This window comes from Jiella sonneratiae, from assembly GCF_017353515.1.
In the GTDB taxonomy this organism is placed as follows: Bacteria; Pseudomonadota; Alphaproteobacteria; order Rhizobiales; family Rhizobiaceae; genus Jiella; species Jiella sonneratiae.
Window position 1 is genome coordinate 126305 of record NZ_JAFMPY010000009.1, and the last position, 17340, is coordinate 143644.

19 protein-coding genes and 1 tRNA gene are annotated in these 17340 nt (G+C 68.0%); 8 read left to right on the forward strand and 12 right to left on the reverse strand.

Annotation, left to right across the window (positions count from 1 at the left end):
* Window positions 1-6: 6 nt before the first annotated feature.
* From J1C47_RS10900 to J1C47_RS10915, 4 genes are read right to left on the reverse strand one after another with little or no spacing between them, the layout of a single operon-like run.
* Window positions 7-639: an HAD family hydrolase gene (locus J1C47_RS10900; RefSeq protein WP_207350792.1), complete on the reverse strand. Its 633-nt coding sequence runs from the start codon at window positions 637-639 to the stop codon at window positions 7-9.
* Window positions 636-1622, reverse strand: coding sequence for a mitochondrial fission ELM1 family protein (locus J1C47_RS10905; protein WP_207350793.1), 987 nt, complete (start codon window positions 1620-1622; stop codon window positions 636-638). Before J1C47_RS10905 ends, J1C47_RS10900 begins: the two co-directional genes overlap by 4 nt.
* A complete protein-coding gene (locus J1C47_RS10910) occupies window positions 1619-2284 on the reverse strand; it encodes a hypothetical protein (protein ID WP_207350794.1) in 666 nt (221 codons plus the stop codon). Before J1C47_RS10910 ends, J1C47_RS10905 begins: the two co-directional genes overlap by 4 nt.
* Window positions 2285-2287: 3 nt before the next feature.
* Window positions 2288-3199 (reverse strand): hypothetical protein, encoded by a 912-nt coding sequence (locus J1C47_RS10915; protein WP_207350795.1) that lies wholly within the window; start codon window positions 3197-3199, stop codon window positions 2288-2290.
* A 430-nt stretch (window positions 3200-3629) separates the two neighbouring features.
* Here J1C47_RS10915 and J1C47_RS10920 point away from each other — a divergent pair, with 430 nt between their 5' ends.
* The 3 genes from J1C47_RS10920 (at window position 3630) to J1C47_RS10930 (ending at window position 6678) form a co-directional block, all read left to right on the forward strand.
* Window positions 3630-4319 carry a glycosyltransferase family protein gene (locus J1C47_RS10920; RefSeq protein WP_207350796.1) on the forward strand — a complete coding sequence of 230 codons (690 nt, stop codon included), beginning with the start codon at window positions 3630-3632 and terminating at the stop codon, window positions 4317-4319.
* Window positions 4320-4445: 126 nt separating this feature from the next.
* Window positions 4446-5267 (forward strand): 3-deoxy-manno-octulosonate cytidylyltransferase, encoded by an 822-nt coding sequence (locus J1C47_RS10925; protein WP_207350797.1) that lies wholly within the window; start codon window positions 4446-4448, stop codon window positions 5265-5267.
* A 166-nt stretch (window positions 5268-5433) separates the two neighbouring features.
* Complete coding sequence (locus tag J1C47_RS10930) at window positions 5434-6678, forward strand: DUF3095 family protein (protein ID WP_245396490.1); 1245 nt, start codon at window positions 5434-5436, stop codon at window positions 6676-6678.
* 57 nt (window positions 6679-6735) lie between these two features.
* On the opposite strand, the gene J1C47_RS10935 is transcribed toward J1C47_RS10930, so the two are convergent.
* A tRNA-Leu gene (locus tag J1C47_RS10935) sits at window positions 6736-6822 on the reverse strand.
* 427 nt (window positions 6823-7249) lie between these two features.
* On the opposite strand from J1C47_RS10935, the gene J1C47_RS10940 reads away from it, so the two are divergent.
* Entirely contained in the window at window positions 7250-7831 is a 582-nt protein-coding gene (locus J1C47_RS10940; RefSeq protein WP_207350798.1) for a YqaA family protein, read from the forward strand.
* 9 nt (window positions 7832-7840) lie between these two features.
* Complete coding sequence (locus J1C47_RS10945) at window positions 7841-8374, forward strand: disulfide bond formation protein B (protein WP_207350799.1); 534 nt, start codon at window positions 7841-7843, stop codon at window positions 8372-8374.
* A gap of 37 nt (window positions 8375-8411) precedes the next feature.
* Here the strand turns inward: J1C47_RS10945 and J1C47_RS10950 are convergent, their stop codons facing one another.
* Window positions 8412-9059, reverse strand: coding sequence for a LysE family translocator (locus J1C47_RS10950; protein ID WP_207350800.1), 648 nt, complete (start codon window positions 9057-9059; stop codon window positions 8412-8414).
* A 183-nt stretch (window positions 9060-9242) separates the two neighbouring features.
* On the opposite strand from J1C47_RS10950, the gene J1C47_RS10955 reads away from it, so the two are divergent.
* Entirely contained in the window at window positions 9243-9827 is a 585-nt protein-coding gene (locus J1C47_RS10955) for a Uma2 family endonuclease (protein ID WP_207350801.1), read from the forward strand.
* Between the two features lie 163 nt (window positions 9828-9990).
* Here J1C47_RS10955 and J1C47_RS10960 read toward each other — a convergent pair whose 3' ends face one another.
* From J1C47_RS10960 to J1C47_RS10985, 6 genes are read right to left on the reverse strand one after another with little or no spacing between them, the layout of a single operon-like run.
* Complete coding sequence (locus J1C47_RS10960; protein WP_207350802.1) at window positions 9991-10677, reverse strand: LutC/YkgG family protein; 687 nt, start codon at window positions 10675-10677, stop codon at window positions 9991-9993.
* Window positions 10674-12125, reverse strand: a complete 1452-nt coding sequence (locus tag J1C47_RS10965) for a LutB/LldF family L-lactate oxidation iron-sulfur protein (protein WP_207350803.1) — start codon at window positions 12123-12125, stop codon at window positions 10674-10676. The genes J1C47_RS10960 and J1C47_RS10965 overlap by 4 nt, the downstream gene beginning before the upstream one ends.
* Window positions 12126-12133: 8 nt before the next feature.
* Window positions 12134-12448: a DUF29 domain-containing protein gene (locus tag J1C47_RS10970; RefSeq protein ID WP_207350804.1), complete on the reverse strand. Its 315-nt coding sequence runs from the start codon at window positions 12446-12448 to the stop codon at window positions 12134-12136.
* A gap of 3 nt (window positions 12449-12451) precedes the next feature.
* Window positions 12452-12934, reverse strand: coding sequence for a DUF29 domain-containing protein (locus tag J1C47_RS10975; protein ID WP_207350805.1), 483 nt, complete (start codon window positions 12932-12934; stop codon window positions 12452-12454).
* A complete protein-coding gene (locus tag J1C47_RS10980) occupies window positions 12931-13470 on the reverse strand; it encodes an O-acetyl-ADP-ribose deacetylase (RefSeq protein ID WP_207350806.1) in 540 nt (179 codons plus the stop codon). Before J1C47_RS10980 ends, J1C47_RS10975 begins: the two co-directional genes overlap by 4 nt.
* On the reverse strand, window positions 13467-14273 hold the full coding sequence (locus tag J1C47_RS10985) for a (Fe-S)-binding protein (RefSeq protein ID WP_207350807.1): 807 nt from the start codon (window positions 14271-14273) through the stop codon (window positions 13467-13469). Before J1C47_RS10985 ends, J1C47_RS10980 begins: the two co-directional genes overlap by 4 nt.
* A gap of 156 nt (window positions 14274-14429) precedes the next feature.
* On the opposite strand from J1C47_RS10985, the gene J1C47_RS10990 reads away from it, so the two are divergent.
* Window positions 14430-15731 carry a DUF3422 family protein gene (locus tag J1C47_RS10990; protein ID WP_207350808.1) on the forward strand — a complete coding sequence of 434 codons (1302 nt, stop codon included), beginning with the start codon at window positions 14430-14432 and terminating at the stop codon, window positions 15729-15731.
* Window positions 15732-15831: 100 nt separating this feature from the next.
* Entirely contained in the window at window positions 15832-17325 is a 1494-nt protein-coding gene (locus tag J1C47_RS10995; RefSeq protein ID WP_207350809.1) for an FAD-linked oxidase C-terminal domain-containing protein, read from the forward strand.
* Window positions 17326-17340 lie beyond the last annotated feature (15 nt).

The following is a 17340-nucleotide window of genomic DNA, read 5'->3' on the forward strand; positions in this document are numbered from 1 at the left end:
CGGCCTTCATCCGAAAAGCTGGGTGGTGAGCATTGCGGGGGTTTCGGCGACGAAGGCGCATTGCGCCGGCCGCTCGCCGTAGCCCCATTCGGCATGAGCATAGTCGATCCCGGCGCGGCGCGCCGCCTCGGCGTCGGATTCCATGTCGCCGACGAAGATCGTCTCGACCGGATCGATGTTGCAGGTCGCCATGGCGTAGAGGAGGTGGTCTGGCGCCGGCTTGCCGCGAAGCCTGTCCTCCGGGGTCATGACGACCATGAAGGAGACGTCGAGCCTGTCGAGCACGAGCTGCGTGCGGGCGCTGTCCTTGGAGGTGACGATGCCGAGCTTGACGCCCGACGCCGCCGCGGTCGCCAGCATCGCTTCCACCCCGTCGAAGATCGGCGACTCGGCGATCAGAAGGCTCGAGGCGCGGCGATAGGCGGCCTCGATGCGGCGGCCCTGATGCGCGAGGCCGAGCCGCGCCATGATGTCCTGGAACGGCCGGCCGATCTCGGCGAAATAGGCGCTGAACGGCACGCCGACGCCGAGGTCGCGTCTCACCGCGGCCCAGGCGGCCTCCATGTTGGAGCGCGAATCGACGATGACGCCGTCGAGATCGAAGAGGACGAGGCTCTTTCGGCGGGGAACGAGGCTCATGGAGCGATCCTTCCGGTGCGTTCGGCGAGGCGCGCCTCGACCATCGACGCGATCCGCCGCGATTCCTGCGGCGGATCGTAGGCGTATGGGGCGAGCGACCCCTCGAAGCGGCGTGTCAGGCCGAGAGTCTCGGACATGTCGGCGTGATAGCGCTCGAACTTGTCGAGATGCGGGTTGGCGGGGCGGTGGGCGAGATCGAAGGCGTAGACCGGCTTGCCCGTCGCCAGCGCCTCGCAGAGCATCGTCACCGAATCCTTTGTGATGACGAGCGCGTCGGCGGCGGCGAGATAGTCGCGGAAGGGGTTCTCGCCCTGCCGGTCCCAGATGACGATGCGCGGCTCGCCGAGCCCCGCGAGGCGCTCCTGCAGCGCCGCGGGCGAGCGGCGGGAGGTCGAGACGAGAACGGTCCATCCCTCGGCGGCAAGGCCGCGGATGGTTGCGACGAGCCGCGCGACCGTCGCCTCGTCGTAGTGATAGGCCTTGTTCGGGCCGCCCACGAGGACGGTCGCGACCGGCCCTTCCTGCGGCGCAAGACGGGCCTTCGCCGCCGGCCGGCGAGCCTCCATCTCCTCCGTGTCGACGCGGTGCGGCACCCCGATCATCGGGTGGAAGTTCGGCTTTTTCTCCCGCTCGCTCGTCCAGTCGTGACGAGAAACGAAGACGAGGTCGTAGCGGTCCTCGTATTCCGGTTTCGGCCCGGCGAGGTGGACGGTGAGCGGACGCCTGCGGCAGAGGCCGGCGATCAGCATCGTGTGGGAGAGCGCCTGGCCGCCGCAGGAGATGATCACGTCCGGCTGCCGCAGCCTCCAAAGGTCGAACAGGTGCGAGAGCGTCGGCTTCCACCACCGGAATTCCTTGCGCACGGTGACGACGTGCGGGTCGGGGTCGATGAAGCGGGCGACGCCGAGGCATTGGGTCAGCGTTCCGGCCTTCACCTCGCTGACCGTCCAGACATGCGGGCGGGTCCGGTCGGCCGCGGTCATGCTGCGCCGGTCCACAGGCGGATGCCGGATTCGGCGGCAAGCTCCGGCTCGGTGGTCGACAGCCTCGGATGGGCGGCCAGTGCCGTCAGCACCGCCCGGTCCTCGTCGACCTGCCGCCGGCGCCGGCCGAGCTGGTCGTAGGAATGGCCGAGCTTGGTGAGGGAGATGCCCGCGAGGACCACTTCCGGCACGCCGAGCAGGAGCCCGTAGCAGGCCATGGCGACGCCGTTGGTCACCTTGCCGAGGTCGCCGAACCCCTCCAGCGGCACGCCGCTGACCTGAAGCACCATCGCCTCCCGGTCGCGCCGCCGCAGCGGGCGCACCCTGCCGATGTGGTCGTAGGGCTTGTTGAGGAGGAGGAGCGGCAGCGCGAAGCCCGGAACCGTGTGGATCCAGAGCAGCATCTTCGTGTCGGTATGCGGATGCTCGGCCCAGGACTTCTTCTTCGCCCGGACCGTCAGGTCGGCGCGGCCGAGGCCCATCTCCTGCGCGGTCCGGCCGACATTGTTGATGTCGATCCGGGCATGGGTCGAAAGGATGCCGGCCGGGATCGCCGGCTGCGGCGCCGAGCCGAGGATCAGCCAGGGACGCTCCAGGATGCCGAGCGGCCGGAGCCATTTCCTGTGGGTCTCGACGAAATGCGACAGGTCGGTCTCGGGCATCGCTTAAAGGGCTTCCGCCTCGTTCTCCCGGGCCTCGCCCAGCGCCGCCGCCTTCGCCGCGAGAAAGGCGGGGGAGTTCTTGCGCTGCCAGCTCTTCGCCGTCCAGATCACCGACCCGTCGGAAAAGTCGTGGTCGGCGAAGGCGAGCGGCATTGCGGCGGTCGTCAGCCGGTTCTCCCGCTCCAGCCGTTCGACGAGGAGGTGGATGACCAGCTGATCGACGTGATAGCGCGGCTTCAGCGCCAGGGCGCCGGCGACGGCCCGCCGCAGCATGGCGGCAAAGGCGAAGCCGCCCGGCGTCGGCCGGATCGAAAGCGCGCTCGCCAGCACCTTGCGCACGTGCTTTTCCTGCGGCCGCTTGATCAGGACGACGTCGGCCGCCGCCTCGCCCAGCGCGGCGAGGGCCGGGCCGACGGGCCGCCGGGCGATGCCGTCGACGTCGAGGCAGAGGACCTCCGAACGCGCCGCCTCGAGGACGAGCGGCGCGACGAGGAAGCGGACCGCGGCCCAGTAGATCGTCGGATAGTGCGGCAGCAGCGCACCGCTGCCGTCGTCCTGCGAATGCGTCAGTTCGACGGTCTGCAGCGATGCGGCGAGGCGCGCGACGTCGGCGAGAACCTCCGCAGAAGGCGCGCTCAGATGCAGGTGGAATCGCTCGCGGCCGCCCAGACGGTCGATCGAGCGGATGAAGGTCGGCGCGAATTCCCGGTAGTAGTGATCGTTGCAGGCGCAGAGCAGGATCGGCCCGCCACGCGCCTCGGGAAACGTGCCCTTGATCGAGCGGCGGAGCCTATCGAACTCGGGGAGGAAGGCGGCCTCGTTCCGGACCGCCTTTGCGACGCGCCGGCCGATCCGCCAGCGCATCAGCGGCGAATGGCGCTTCCTGGCAATGACGATCGGCTGCGGCTCGGCCATCCCTGGCTCCGGAGGATCCTAGTGGTCCGATTCCGACATTTGCTACCGTCTTCTGGAGACCGCGCAGCAGATGTCGGAATCGGAAGTCCACGAGCCAAGTTTATGATGCTATTGGATTTTTTCGAATTTGACATTTGATATGACGCTTCACCCGATTGGGGCACAAACGTCAAATTCAATCCACTGGCATCGTCGCAGGCCCGCGACCTGCCGGGCTCGATAGACGGTCTTGTCGCAAATGGCCAGCGGCGGGAGGTTTCGTCGGGCCGATTGACCTCGATCAAGGCGCCTCTGCTGCACTGCCGCGAAACCCTTCGTCACGCGCCGCCCCGCCGTCGCCACCATTCCGGGCCGGTCCGTTGCTAAGCCCGGCTTCAAGTGGCGCAGCCTTCTTGCTAGGAGAGGCGCAAACGGAAAGGGAAACCCGTCAATGTCCATCGATACCGCCCGCGTCTTCATCGGCTTCGACACCAAGGAGGTGATCGCCTATCACGTCCTCGCCCAGAGCATCCTCGAGAATGCGTCGATGCCCGTGCAGTTCACGCCGATCGTGCTGAGCAATCTCAAGGGTATCTTCGAGCGCGAGCGCAACAATCTCCAGTCCACCGAATTCTCCTTCTCGCGCTTCCTGGTGCCGGCGCTGTCGGGCTTCGAGGGCTGGAGCCTGTTCATGGACTGCGACATGATGCTGCGCGCCGACATCGCCGAACTGTGGAAGCTGCGCGACGACCGCTACGCGGCGATGTGCGTCAAGCACGACTACGTCCCGAAGATCGAGACGAAGTTCCTCGGCCAGACGCAGACCAAGTACGAGAAGAAGAACTGGTCGAGCGTCATCCTGTTCAACAACGCCAAGTGCCGCGCCCTGACGCAGGATTACGTCAACAGCGCCACTGGGCTGCAGCTCCACCAGTTCAAGTGGCTGGAGAACGACGATCTGATCGGCGAACTGCCGAAGGAGTGGAACTGGCTGGTCAACGAATACGACTACAACCCCGACGCCAGGAACGTCCACTTCACCGATGGCGGTCCGTATTTCGAGGAATACAAGGACTGCGACTATGCCGACGAATGGTTCGCCGCGCGCGAGCGCACGCTGTTCGTCCAGCAGCGGGCCTGAGGTGGCGCAGCCGATTCGCAGATCCCCGGCCGGACGGTCGCCGAGCCGACGAAGGCCCGGCCGGCGGCCGCCGCGGGGCGCGGCCACGGCGGCCACGGCGGCCACGTCCGTGACGCCGGCCAGCCCATGAACCGCCTGCCGAGCGATCCGGACGGCTGGGCCGGCTTCTTCTCGCGCCATCGCACGGTCGTCCTCGTCGCCAACAGCGAGGCGGCGAATGTCGAGGCGCTGCGCGAAAGCTTCGGCGACGGAGTCCTCTTCGTCTTCTTCAACAAGGTCTACAAGGTGCTGAAGGCGCCCTTCGACGGGCCGTCGCTGCTCGTCGCGCGCTCCTCGATCGCCGGCGCGAACATCGTCCACCGCCGCGAAGTCGAGACGGTGTGCGGCTATTTCGAAGGCCCCGGCTTCTCCGGCATCCTCAACCTGAAGGCGCTCGCCGCCGAGCGCTTCAGCGAGGCGCGCGACTTCGGCGAGCGCTCGGTCGGCCATCTCGACCTTGCCGCGGATTTTGCCGATTTCTACCCGCCGGACTATGCGCCGACGACGGGCTTTGCCCTGGCGCTCTGGCTGTCCGAACGGTGCGGGGGCCTGCGCATCGTGCTCGCCGGCTTCTCCGCCGAGCGCTCCGAGCGCTGGAAGCTCTTCCACGACCACGACTGGACCTTCGAGCAGATCGTCCTCAGGCTGATGGCCCGCTCCGGGCGGATCGAGATGCGGGGCGGCCGCGAGGCGACGCCGCTCGACCGGATCGCCGCCCGCTTTCCCGAGGTGCCGCCGGCCGAGGTGGCGCTGGTCGCGGCCGAGGTGCTCGCCGCCCGCCAGGAGGGCACCAACCGCTCGGTCGACCGCCTCTATTCCATCGTGAGGCCGCTTGCCGGGCTCGACGGGCTGCTGCGACGTCTGAAGCCGAAGACCCGCAAAGAGAAGCTCGCCGAATCCGGCCGCTGAGCGGACGGGCCGCCGCCGCCCCGGCTTGCCGCGATCACGCGAACGTCAGGGCGGCGCCGGCGCGAGGACGCGTATCTGTTGCAGGCAGGCAGGCAGGCAGGCAGGGCAGGGCAGGGCAGGGCAGGACCGGAACGGGCTCCGGCGGTGCGAGCGTGGGAGTGAGGCCATGGAGGAGATGGCGGCGGCGGGCGAACGTCATGCGGCCGGGCGCGGCGAAGGCGCCGGGGCCCCGGCCGCTGCCGGTCCGCCGGGCGCGGGCGGTCTCGGCTTCTACGAGGCCCTGCCGGTCGAGACGCAGTTCGCCCGGCTTGCCGATCCTGCCGTCTATCATCCGCTGCCCGCAGACTGGACGATCGGCCTCGCCGACATCGAGCGATCCACCGACGCGATCGCCGAGGGCCGCTACAAGGCGGTCAACACCGTTGCCGCCGCAGTGATCGCCGCGGTCGCGAACCGGCTGCCCGGCCACGACTTTCCCTTCGTCTTCGCCGGCGACGGGGCGAGTTTCGCCCTGCCTCCCGCCGCCGCCGCGCTCGGCCGCGAGGCTCTCGCGGCGGTCGCCGGGTGGGCGCGCGAGGCCTTCGGCTTTCGCCTGCGCATCGCCGCCGTCACGGTCGCGGAGATCCGCAGGCGCGGTCACGACGTGGCGGTCGCCCGCTTCGCCGCCTCCAGGGACGTCGCCTATGCGATGTTTTCGGGCGGCGGCCTCGCCTTCGCGGAAACCCGCATGAAGGCCGGCGAGTTCACGCTCGAAGCGGCGGATCCGGAGACTGCGCGGCCGGACCTTGCGGGGCTTTCCTGCCGCTTCTCGCCGATCGCGGCGCGCCACGGCGTCATCCTCTCGCTGATCGCCCTGCCGGCGGCGGGGGCCGATCCGGAGCGCTTCGCCGCTCTCGCCGCCGAGATACTCGGCCTCGCCGCCGCGGAAGTGCCCGACGCTGGGCGCCCGGTTCCCTCAGAGGGGCCGCCGCAGCACTGGCCGACCCGGGGGCTGGCGATCGAGGCGCGGGCGGCGGCGGCCCGCACCGGCCGGCCGCTCTGGCGCTCCTTCCTGTCGGTGGCGCTGCGCTCCTTCCTCGCCCATCTGACCTTCGTCTCGCGGCTGAAGGTCGGCGATTTCGAACCGGTGCGCTACCGCTCGGAACTCGTCCGGAACACCGATTTCCGCAAGTTCGACGACGGCCTCAGGATGACCCTCGACTGCACGCCCGAGGTCGCGGACCGGCTGGAGGCGCGGCTTGCGGCGGCGGAGCGGGAGGGCATCGCCCATGCCGGACTGCACCGCCAGGACGCCGCCCTCCTGACATGTTTCGTTCCGGCGGCCAGCCGCTCCGACCACGTCCACTTCGTCGACGGCGCGATGGGCGGCTATGCGGCCGCGGCGGCAACGGCCTTCGCCAAGCGCCGGTGACATGTCCGCGACCGGCCGGTCCATGACGGTCGGGCGATGCACGCTGGTTTCGGGACATGGTGCGGGTGGTCGGACTCGAACCGACACTCTGTCACCAGAAACGGATTTTGAGTCCGTCGCGTCTACCGGTTCCGCCACACCCGCTCGCGCCTTCCGGTCGGGGCGGCCCCAGTCGGTGCCGGCGCTTCGACCGCGCGCGGCCGCTTCCATGCCACGATCACCGCCCCGCCGTCCAGACGATGCCGGAAGATATTCAAGGCTTCCCCGCGCGTCGCCCGCCATGCGTTCGCTCCGGGGGAGGGCATCCCGCGCGCCTGCCGCCAGGGCCGCGGATGCCGGCAGCAGGCCGGGTGACGGGATTGCCTCGGCAGGCGCTTTTGCCTAGAGCATCGGGCGGCGACGTGTCTGTGGTTCGTTTCGCGCCGTGCCGCGCGCGACGACGCGGTCGGCGGTCGGGGATCTCGACCCGAAAGGGCTGCCGTTCCCAACGCGCCCTCGTCGACGCCCGATGCTTCAATCGCGAGGGGCCGATCCGGCATCCCGTTCGCTCAAGTCCGGATCGACGCCCTCCATGCTGCGCCGCCTCTATGACCGGGTCCTGTCGCTCGCCGCGACGCGCCACGCCGAGCGTGCGCTCGCAATCGTCGCCTTCGTCGAGAGCTCGGTCTTCCCGATCCCGCCGGACGCGCTGATCATCCCGATGGTCATCTCCGACCGGCGGAAGTGGTTTCGCATCGCCCTGGTCTCGACCGTCGGCTCGGTGCTCGGCGCCTTTCTCGGCTATGCCATCGGCGCGCTGTTCTTCGACGTCGTCGGCCAGCCGATCCTCGCCTTCTACGGCAAGGCCGACGCCTTCGGCGACCTCGCCCTGCGCTACAACGAATGGGGCGGCTGGGCGGTGCTCTTCGCCGCCTTGACCCCGTTTCCCTACAAGGTGCTGACGATCTTTTCCGGCGTCACCGGGCTGAACCTCGCGGTCTTCACCCTCGTCTCGATCGTCGGGCGCGGGGCGCGCTTCTTCCTCGTCGCCTGGCTGCTGCATCGCTACGGCGCGCCGATCAAGGGCTTCATCGAGACCAATCTCGGCCTGCTCTTCACCCTGTTCATGATCCTGCTGATCGGCGGCTTCGTCGCGATCCGCTACCTGTTCTGAGGCAAGCGAATGTCCGTCCTCGATCTCGCCCGCCGGCCGACCGGCTTCCGCCAGGTGCTCGCCTCGGGCTTTCTCGCGACCGGCATGGCGATCGCCGTCGGGGCGGCGCTGCTCTTCCAGTATGTCGGGGGCTACATTCCGTGCGCGCTCTGCCTGGAAGAGCGCATCCCCTATTATGTCGGCGTACCGCTCGCCGCCGTCGCCTTCGTCGCGGCGGCCGGCCGGGCGCCGGCGCCGCTGACCCGCGGCCTCCTCCTCCTCGTTGGCCTGATCATGCTCGTCTCGCTCGGCCTCGGCGTCTATCACGCCGGCGTCGAATGGCACTTCTGGGCCGGGCCCACCGGCTGCAGCCAGGTCGGCGGCGGTGGGCTCTCCTCCGGCGATCTCCTCGCCGACATCGACGCCGTGCGGCCGCCCTCCTGCGACGCGGCTGCCGGCCGCTTCCTCGGCCTCTCCTTTGCCGGCTGGAACGCCATCGCCTCGGCGCTGTTTTCGGCCGTCGGGCTCCGATCGGCCGTCGCCAGGGCGGACCGCTTCGCCTGAACCCTGACGGCGAGCCCGCCGCGGCCTTGGCGCTTCCTCACGCCGGGGCGCGGGCGAAGGCCGAGGCGATGCCGGCGCCGACGAGGCAGGCGGCGCCGAAGCGGCCGGCGGCGGTAAGTGCCCGGGGCCGGCGGAGCAGCCCGTGGGCGGAGGCGGCGAGCCGGGCATAGGCTGCGGCATTGACGAGGCCGAGGATCACGAAGGTCGCGACGAAGACCGCCGCCTGCGGCAGGTAGGCGTGCCCGGCCTCGACGAACTGCGGGACGAAGGCGGCGAAGAAGACGAGACCCTTGGGATTGAAGACGGTGACCAGGAAGGCGTCGCGGAAGATGCGCGCCGGACGGCTGCCGGCACCGCCGGCTGCCGCCGCAAGGTCCGCCGCCTCGGCCGGCCTCGGCGGATGACGCCAGAGCCTGACGCCCATATAGACGAGATAGGCGGCGCCCGCCCATTTGAGCACGGCGAAGGCCTCGGCGGAGGCCGAAAGCAGGGCGCCGACGCCGGCGAGCGAGAGGCTCGCCGCGACGAGATCTCCGAGGCCGACGCCGAGAATGCTCGCCAGCGCGACCTTGCGGCCGTGGGCCAGCGCCTGGCCGACGACCATCACCACCGTCGGGCCCGGTATGGCGAGAAGGACGAGGGAGGCGAGCGCGAAGGCGGCGAAGGTGGTCGGTTCGACGGGCATCCGGGGCTCCTTCCGTGAGAAGACCGAGAGAGCCTCACGACGCACCGACTTGTCCAGAGCCTCACAGATGCCGCCCGGGACCGAGCTTGCGTCGACGAGTGGCCGCGAGCACGGCGCCCCCCTGCTTCTCCGGCGAGCCGGAGATGCTATGGTGGCCCGGTCGCCAATTCCCGGAGGGACGCCTTGAGCGGGGCTCGGCAGACGCATTGGACGGTGGAAGAGTTTCTGGTCTGGCAGGAAGGCCGGCCGGGACGCTACGAATTCGTCGGCGGCGAGCCGGTGAAGATGATGACCGGGGCGACGGCCCGCCACGACGAGATCGTCCTCAACGTCCTAGCCGAACTGCGCCAGCGCTTGAGGGGAAACCCTTGCAGGCCCTTTACCGCAGATCTCTGCGTCAAGACCATCGACGATCGGATCCGCCGGCCGGACGCTGGCGTCGATTGTGGCCATCGCGCTCCCACCGATCTGGTCGCAAAGAAGCCCGTCCTCGTTGTCGAAGTCTTCTCGCCGTCGACGCGTGACCTCGATCGGGCGATCAAACTCACCGAATACAAGGCGGTGCCGTCGATCCGCACGATCTTCTATGTCGAGCCGAACCGTCCGGAGGTTTATGTCTTCGAGCGGACTGACGATGACGGTTGGAGCGAAGGGCGCCGCGTCGTCGGCCTCGAAAACGACGTCGCGATACCGGCCCTCGGCATTTCTCTGCCGCTTGCCGAAATCTACGACGGCATCACCTTCGTTCCCGGCCCGCTGCTCGGCTAGTGGATTGAATTTGACATTCGAACACCCTCTCGGTTTCGATTGCCCTATGGAATGTCAAAGTCGCAAAATCCACTAGAATCAATATTTTAGATAGTGGTGTCACGACCGAGACATTTGCTTTGGCGTCTGACACAAACGAGGACCAAATGTCTCGGTCACACCACTAGACCAGATCCCCCACCACTAGGATATGCAGGCTGCGCGGGCCGTGCGCGCCGAGAAGCAGCGTCTGTTCGATGTCGGCGGAGCGCGACGGCCCGGTGACGAAGTTGACGCTCCGCGGCATGACGCCCTTGCCATGCCGTTCCCGAAGCTGCGCCAGCGCCGCCTCCATGTCGCCGACGACGTCGGCGGCGTCGAGCACCACGAGGTGGTATTCGGGCAGGAAGTTCAGACTGGTCGGATTGTCCGGTCCCGAGGTGAGGAACAGCGTGCCGGTCTCGGCGATGCCCGCCGCGGCGTGGGAAAGGCTCGACAGGTCGTCGCCGTCGCTCGGGCCGGTGGTCACCGTCAGCGCGGTGGCGGAAAAGTCGAGCCCGGCAAGGCGCGGGTCGCGTCCCATGCGGATGGCCGCCGGGAGGTTGCGCTCGCGCAGATAGCCGGCGACCTCGTCGGGCACCGCATCGTAGCACGTCAGCCGGGTCACCGTCGCGTCGGCCTTTTCGGCCATCGCGACGAAGAGGTCGAGCCGCTCGCCCGGCGGCAGCTGCCCGCGCTTCGGAACGATGCCGGCCGGCGCCGCGCCGAGGCGGGCCGCGACGACGGCGCGGCGCTCGGCATCGTTGGCCGGGTTCGCGCCGACGGCACGGCGAATGCGGCCCATCACGGCGTCTCTGGTCGAACCGCTCATCGTGCCGTCTCCCTGCCGCCGCTTCGCATGTGGCCGTGGCCGCTCTGGGCGTAGGCCTGCATGAAGGTGCGGCCCTCGGGCGCCGGCAGATCGCGCCACTTGGTCCAGCCGCCGGCGAGCGGCAGCTTGCGGAAGCGCCGCTTCGGCCCGGCGAGGAGCTTCAGGGCCGGCATGGCGAAGGAGACCGCCGCCCGGTAGAGCTTCGGCCGCCTGGCGAAATAGGCCCACAGGCCGAGGCCGGCCCGGGCGGTCGCCGGCTGCAGATGGCTCTCGAACTCCTTTTCGCGCCAGTGCCGCATCATCTTCGGCAGCGGGATGCGCATCGGGCAGACCGCCTCGCAGCGCCCGCAGAAGGTCGAGGCGTTGGGCAGATGCCCGGCCTTGTCGACGCCGATCAGCGAGGGGGTGAGGACGGCGCCCATCGGCCCCGGATAGACCCAGCCGTAGGAGTGGCCGCCGACGGCGTGATAGACCGGGCAGTGGTTCATGCAGGCGCCGCAGCGGATGCAGCGCAGCATGTCCTCGAACTCCGTGCCGAGCATGTTGGACCGGCCGTTGTCGAGGAGGACGACGTGATATTCTTCCGGCCCGTCCTGGTCGTCGGGGCGTTTCGGCCCGGTCGAGAGCGTCGTGTAGACGCTCATCTCCTGTCCCGTCGCGGAGCGGGCGAGGACGCGCAGGATCTGCGCCGTGTCCTCCAGCGTCGGCACGATCTTCTCGATCGAGGCGAGCACCACGTGGCACTTTCCGAGCAGCTGGGTGAGGTCGCCGTTGCCTTCGTTGGTGACGATCACCGAGGTGCCGGTCTCGGCGATGAGGAAGTTCGCGCCGGTGACGCCGATGTCGGCCTCGCCGTATTTTTGGCGCAGGATCTGCCGCGCTTCCGACAGCAGCGTCTCGGGCTTCAGGAGGTCGCGCTTGGGATCGAGATCGACGTGGAACCTGCGGAAGTCCGCCTCGACCTGGTCGCGGTTGATGTGGACGGCGGGCGCGATGATGTGGCTCGGATGCTCGCCCCTGAGCTGGATGATGTATTCGCCGAGATCGGTTTCGACCGGGGTGATGCCGTTCTCTTCGAGGAAGGCGTTGAGGCCGATCTCCTCGGAGATCATCGTCTTGCCCTTGGTGACGGTCTTCGCCTTCCGCCGTCTCGCGATGTCGAGGAAGATCCGCCTGGCGTGGTCGGCATCCTCGGCGAAGTGGACCTTGCCGCCGGACGCTTCCACCTTCGCGACATAGGCCTCGATATAGAGGTCGAGGTGCTTCAGCGTGTGCTGCTTGATCGCCATGGCGCTGTCGCGCAGCGCCTCGAATTCCGGCAGCGCGTCGGCGGCTTTCTGGCGTTTGCCGATGAAGCCCTTCTCGACGTGTTTCAGCGCGCGCTGGAGATCGACGTCGGCGAGCGCCTTGACCGTGTTGGCCTTGAAGGTCTGTGAGGTGATCTGCATGACGGGCCTTATTCGGGCAGGTAGTGATGATCGCGCAGCTGCGCATCCGTATTGGGGCAGGTCTGAGGGAAGGTCGAGAGCGGAAGGGCGGTCTCCTGTGCCGCAAGGCGAACCGCCCGGCGGTAGATCATCGCGATCTCCCCAGCGTCGATGGCCTTAATGTCCGATCTGAGGTCTTGTTGATCCGTGATGTTCGTGCGCTCTCGCCTGATGCTTTCGGCCCAGGAACGTGACCGCCGTTCCGGTTGAAAATGCCATTTCAACGGATGCAGCATCAGGATCCGGTAACTCGAATGGAGGGCCCTGCGATGGCGCTTGCCCATAAGTCAATCGGTCAACGGCATGTCGGAGGGCATGGCGTCCAAGTCGCGGAGGAACGCGAGATCGAAAGGACAGACGGCTGGAAAGTTCTCGCGCTTAAGTCCCGTCGCACCCGCCGCGAGGCGGACTGCCTGCGGATAGACGCTTTCGACGATGCGTTCCGCTCCATCGCGCAGCGACTTCGCCTCGCGCTCCTCTTCTTCGATCGTGATGCGCGCGTCCAATATCGCCTTGGCGTTCTCCCGCGTCCGCGACGAGGTTTGCGCCTCCCATTCGAGAAGTTTCGCGATGAGGTCGCGATAGGCTCTCGCGATGAGGCTTTTCACTTCCCGACCGACGCTCTCCAGCTCTTCGATCACGTTCGGCAGATCGACCTCTGAAAACCGGCCGAGGCGCAGGAGCTGCGCCTGTTCGAACGCCCAGGCGTAGACGTCGTCCTCGTAGTCCGAGGGGTGCGTGTAATAGGGCTTGTCCTTGGCGAGGCTCATCGTTCCGCCTCCCGTTCGAGGGCTTTGCCGTAGACTAGCGCATCCGCCTCCGAGAAGCAGCAAAGGAGGATCGCATCGAATGCACCGCTTTCTGCCGCGATGAGGCACTCGGTCGCGGCAATCCTCGCCGCGCGATCCTTCGGGAACCCGTAGACGCCGGTCGATATCGCCGGAAAGGCGATGCTCCGCAATGCGTGCCGGGCCGCGAGGGCGAAGGACGCGCGGTAGGCGCCGGCGAGCAGGTCGTCCTCGCCCTTCGTCCCGTCCTTCCAGCGCGGGCCGACCGCATGGATGATGTGGCGCGCGGGAAGGTCGAAGCCGTCGGTGATCCTGGCGTCGCCCGTCGGGCAGCCGCCGATCGCGGCGCAGGCCTCCCGCAGTTTCGCTCTTCCGGCCGCACGATGGATCGCGCCGTCCACGCCGCCGCCACCTTTGAGGCCCTGATTGGCTGCGTTGACGACGGCGTCGACGTCGAGCGTCGTGATGTCGGCCGTGATGACGGCGATGCGTGTTCCGTCCCGATCGCTCCCGGTCACAGCTTGCCGCCGATCGGCGGCTTGTCGGTCATGCCTGCCAGGACCTCGGCGACGTGCCGCACCTCGACCGCGACGTTCTCCCTTTTCAGCTTGCCGTCCATGTTCATCAGGCAGCCGAGGTCGCCGGCGAGCAGCATGTCGGCGCCGGTCGTCGCCACGTTCTTCGCCTTCTTGCCGACGATGGCGTTCGAAACGTCCGGATACTTGACGCAGAAGGTGCCGCCGAAGCCGCAGCAGACGTCGGCTTCGGGAAGCTCCGCGAGGGTCAGGCCGGCGACGGACCGCAACAGCCTGCGCGGCTGCTCACGGATTCCGAGTTCGCGCAGACCCGAACAGGAATCGTGATAGGTGACGGTTGCCGAGAGCTGCGCCTCGACGCTCTCCACGCCCATGACGTCGGCGAGGAAGCTGACGAGTTCGAACACCTTGGCGGAAAAGCGTGTCGCCCGCTCGTACCATTCCGGCTCGTCGGCGAAGAGTTCCGGGTAATGCTTCTTCAGGGTCGAGCCGCAGGAGCCCGACGGCGCGACGATATAGTCGTATCCCTCGAAGGTCTCGATGACGCTTCTCGCGATCGCCCTGGTGTCCTCGCGATCCCCGGAATTGTAGGCCGGCTGGCCGCAGCAGGTCTGGTTGGCCGGCACGACCACCGCGCATCCGGCGTCCTCGAGCAGCTTGATCGCGGCAAATCCGACCGTCGGCCGGAACAGGTCGACGAGGCAGGTCACGAAAAGCGCGACCGTGGGTCTGCGGCGGACGCTCGCCTCGATGTCCGCCGGGCCGTTGATGGTCAAGGCACTCATTCTCCGTTGGATTTTCGCCCGGCCCAACCGTTCGGGCCCGCATCGCGGCGCATCACGTGATGTAGCGATCCTCAACCAGTTTGGAAACGATCGCAAATCGGCGTTTTCTCGTCCGCCGCCATCGGCTAGCAAGGGCCCGGGCACAGAGGGTACGGCATGTCGGCGATCACTTTCGGCCATCAGTCGCTCGAGCGCTTCGAGCAGGATCCGCGGCGGGCGCTCGTCCTCGGCGAACTGCATGCGCGGCCGTTTCCGCTGATCAGGCTGCCGCGGGCCCTCGTCGTCCTCGCCTTCATGAACGAGGATCACGGCGCGCGCGATCATCAGATTCTCGCCCAGATGTCGATCCGCCGCGGCGTGCCGCCGCCGGCGCGGGACGCGCGCACCCATGCCTTTAGCTTCGGCAAGGGCAAGCTGCGCTGGGAGCGGCATACCGAATTCTGCACCTACAGCTGGGAAGGGCCGGTGCCGGAGCGCTTCGGCGATCCCGTCGCCGGCCATCCGTTCGGTGCCGACTTCGAGGCGCCGGGCCCGCTGATGGCGGGCGTCCATCTGGAACTGCGCCCTCACGACGATGCCGGCCTTGCCGCGCTGGAAATCTTCGACCGGACGAGCTTCTGCTATTCGGTGATGGAGGCCGGGCTCGCCCATGCCGCCACCGACTTCCGCCAGGATGGCGACGGGCTGACCCGCATCCTCGTCCTCGACGACGGCCTGCCGCCGGCGCGGGCCGGGGCGCTTGCCATGCGGCTCGTCGAGATCGAGATCTATCGCACGCTCGCCTTGCTCGGCCTGCCTCTCGCCCAGACCGTCGGTCCGGAGGTGCAGGCGCTGGAGGCGCGGCTGATGCAGATCACCGAGGAGATGAAGGCCGGCCCCGGCCATTCGCGCGAACTCTTGCAGGAGATCACGCTGGCGGCCGCCGCAGTCGAGGCGTCGGCGGCTTCGGTTCTCTATCGCTTCGGTGCCAGCAGAGCCTATGACGAGATCGTGCGCGAGCGGCTCGCCGCCGTCGGCGAACAGCCGATCGCCGGTCAGGAGAGCTGGAGCGCCTTCCTGAAACGCCGCATGGCGCCGGCCATGCGAACCTGCCGGGCGATTGAGGAGCGGCAGGCGAATCTTTCGGAAAAGCTGGCGCGGGCCGCCAACCTCCTCAGGACGCGCATCGACGTCGAGCTCGAACATCAAAATCGCGACCTCCTCTCCTCGATGAACCGGCGGGCGCAGATGCAGCTGCGGCTGCAGCAGACGGTCGAGGGCCTGTCGGTCGCCGCGATCGGCTATTATGTCGTCGGTCTCTTCGGCTATGTCGCGAAGGGTCTCGAACATGAGGGTCTCCCGATCTCCTCGACGCTTCTGACGGCGATCTTCGTGCCGTTCGCGCTTCTGGCGGTATGGTGGGTGGTGGAGCGCATCCGCCGGCACCACGCACGGCCGTCGGAGGAGGGGGAACATTGATGTCGGGACGAGCCTGACCCTGCCGTGCGCCCAATCGGGCGCGCCGGTGGACGTCTTCGCCGGACGCGCTTAAGCTGATGGCATCCTTGGGAGATTGCCGATGTCCGTATCGATGCCGAAGCCGTCCGAGGCGATCCTGAAGCGCCGCGCCGCGATCGTCGACGCGCTCTGCGACATCGTGCCGGGCGAGGGCGTCGTTTCCGCCGCCAACGAGATGGCTGTGTTCGAGTCCGACGGGCTCACCGCCTATCGGCAGCTGCCGCTGGTCGTCGTCCTGCCGGAGACGGTCGAACAGGTGGCGGAAGTGCTCAGATATTGCCACCGCGAGGAGATCCCGGTCGTGCCGCGCGGCTCCGGCACGTCGCTTTCGGGCGGTGCTCTGCCGCTTCAGGACGGCGTGCTTCTCGTCCTGTCGAAATTCAACCGCGTGCTCTCGATCGATTTCGACAATCGCTGCGCCGTGGTGCAGCCGGGCGTCACCAATCTCGGCATCACGCGGGCCGTGGAGCATCGCGGCTTCTACTACGCGCCCGACCCGTCCTCGCAGATCGCCTGTTCGATCGGGGGCAACGTCGCGGAGAACTCCGGCGGCGTGCACTGCCTGAAATACGGGCTGACGGCGAACAACGTGCTGGGCGTCGAATTCGTCACCATCGAGGGCGAGATCGTCAGGCTCGGCGGCAGGCACCTCGACGCCGAGGGCTACGATCTTCTCGGCCTGATGACCGGTTCGGAGGGCCTTCTCGGCGTCGTCACCGAGGTCACCGTGCGGATCCTGCAGAAGCCGGAGACGGCGCGGGCGGTGCTGATCGGCTTTCCGACCTCTGAAGAGGCCGGCGCCTGCGTTGCCGCGATCATCGCCAAGGGGATCATCCCCGGCGGCATGGAGATGATGGACAGGCCGGCGATCCTTGCCGCCGAGGACTTCGTCCATGCCGGCTATCCGACAAACGTCGAGGCGCTGCTGATCGTCGAACTGGACGGACCGGCGGCGGAGGTCGACCATCTCCTTGCCGAAGTCGAGCGGATCGGCATCGAGAACGGCGCGGTCGTCTGCAAGGTGTCGCAGTCGGAGGACGAGCGCGCGGCCTTCTGGGCGGGACGCAAGGCCGCCTTTCCGGCGGTCGGGCGCATCTCGCCGGACTATTACTGCATGGACGGCACGATCCCGCGCAAGGAACTGCCGAAGGTGCTGGCCGGGATGCGGGCGATGTCGGAAAAATACGGCCTCAGGGTCGCCAACGTCTTCCACGCCGGCGACGGCAATCTCCATCCGTTGATCCTCTACGACGCCAACCGCGAGGGCGAACTCCACCGGGCGGAGGAATTCGGCAACGACATCCTGCGGCTCTGCGTCGAGGTCGGGGGTGTCCTCACCGGCGAACATGGCGTCGGCGTCGAAAAGCGCGACCTGATGCCGGAAATGTTCGGCGACGACGACATCAAGCACCAGCAGCGGGTCAAATGCGCCTTCGACGACAAGCATCTGCTCAATCCGGGCAAGGTGTTCCCAGTGCTTCACCGCTGCGCCGAACTCGGGCGCATGCATGTCCACAAGGGGCAGGTGGCGTTCCCCGACCTGCCACGGTTCTGAGGACGAGGAGTGTGC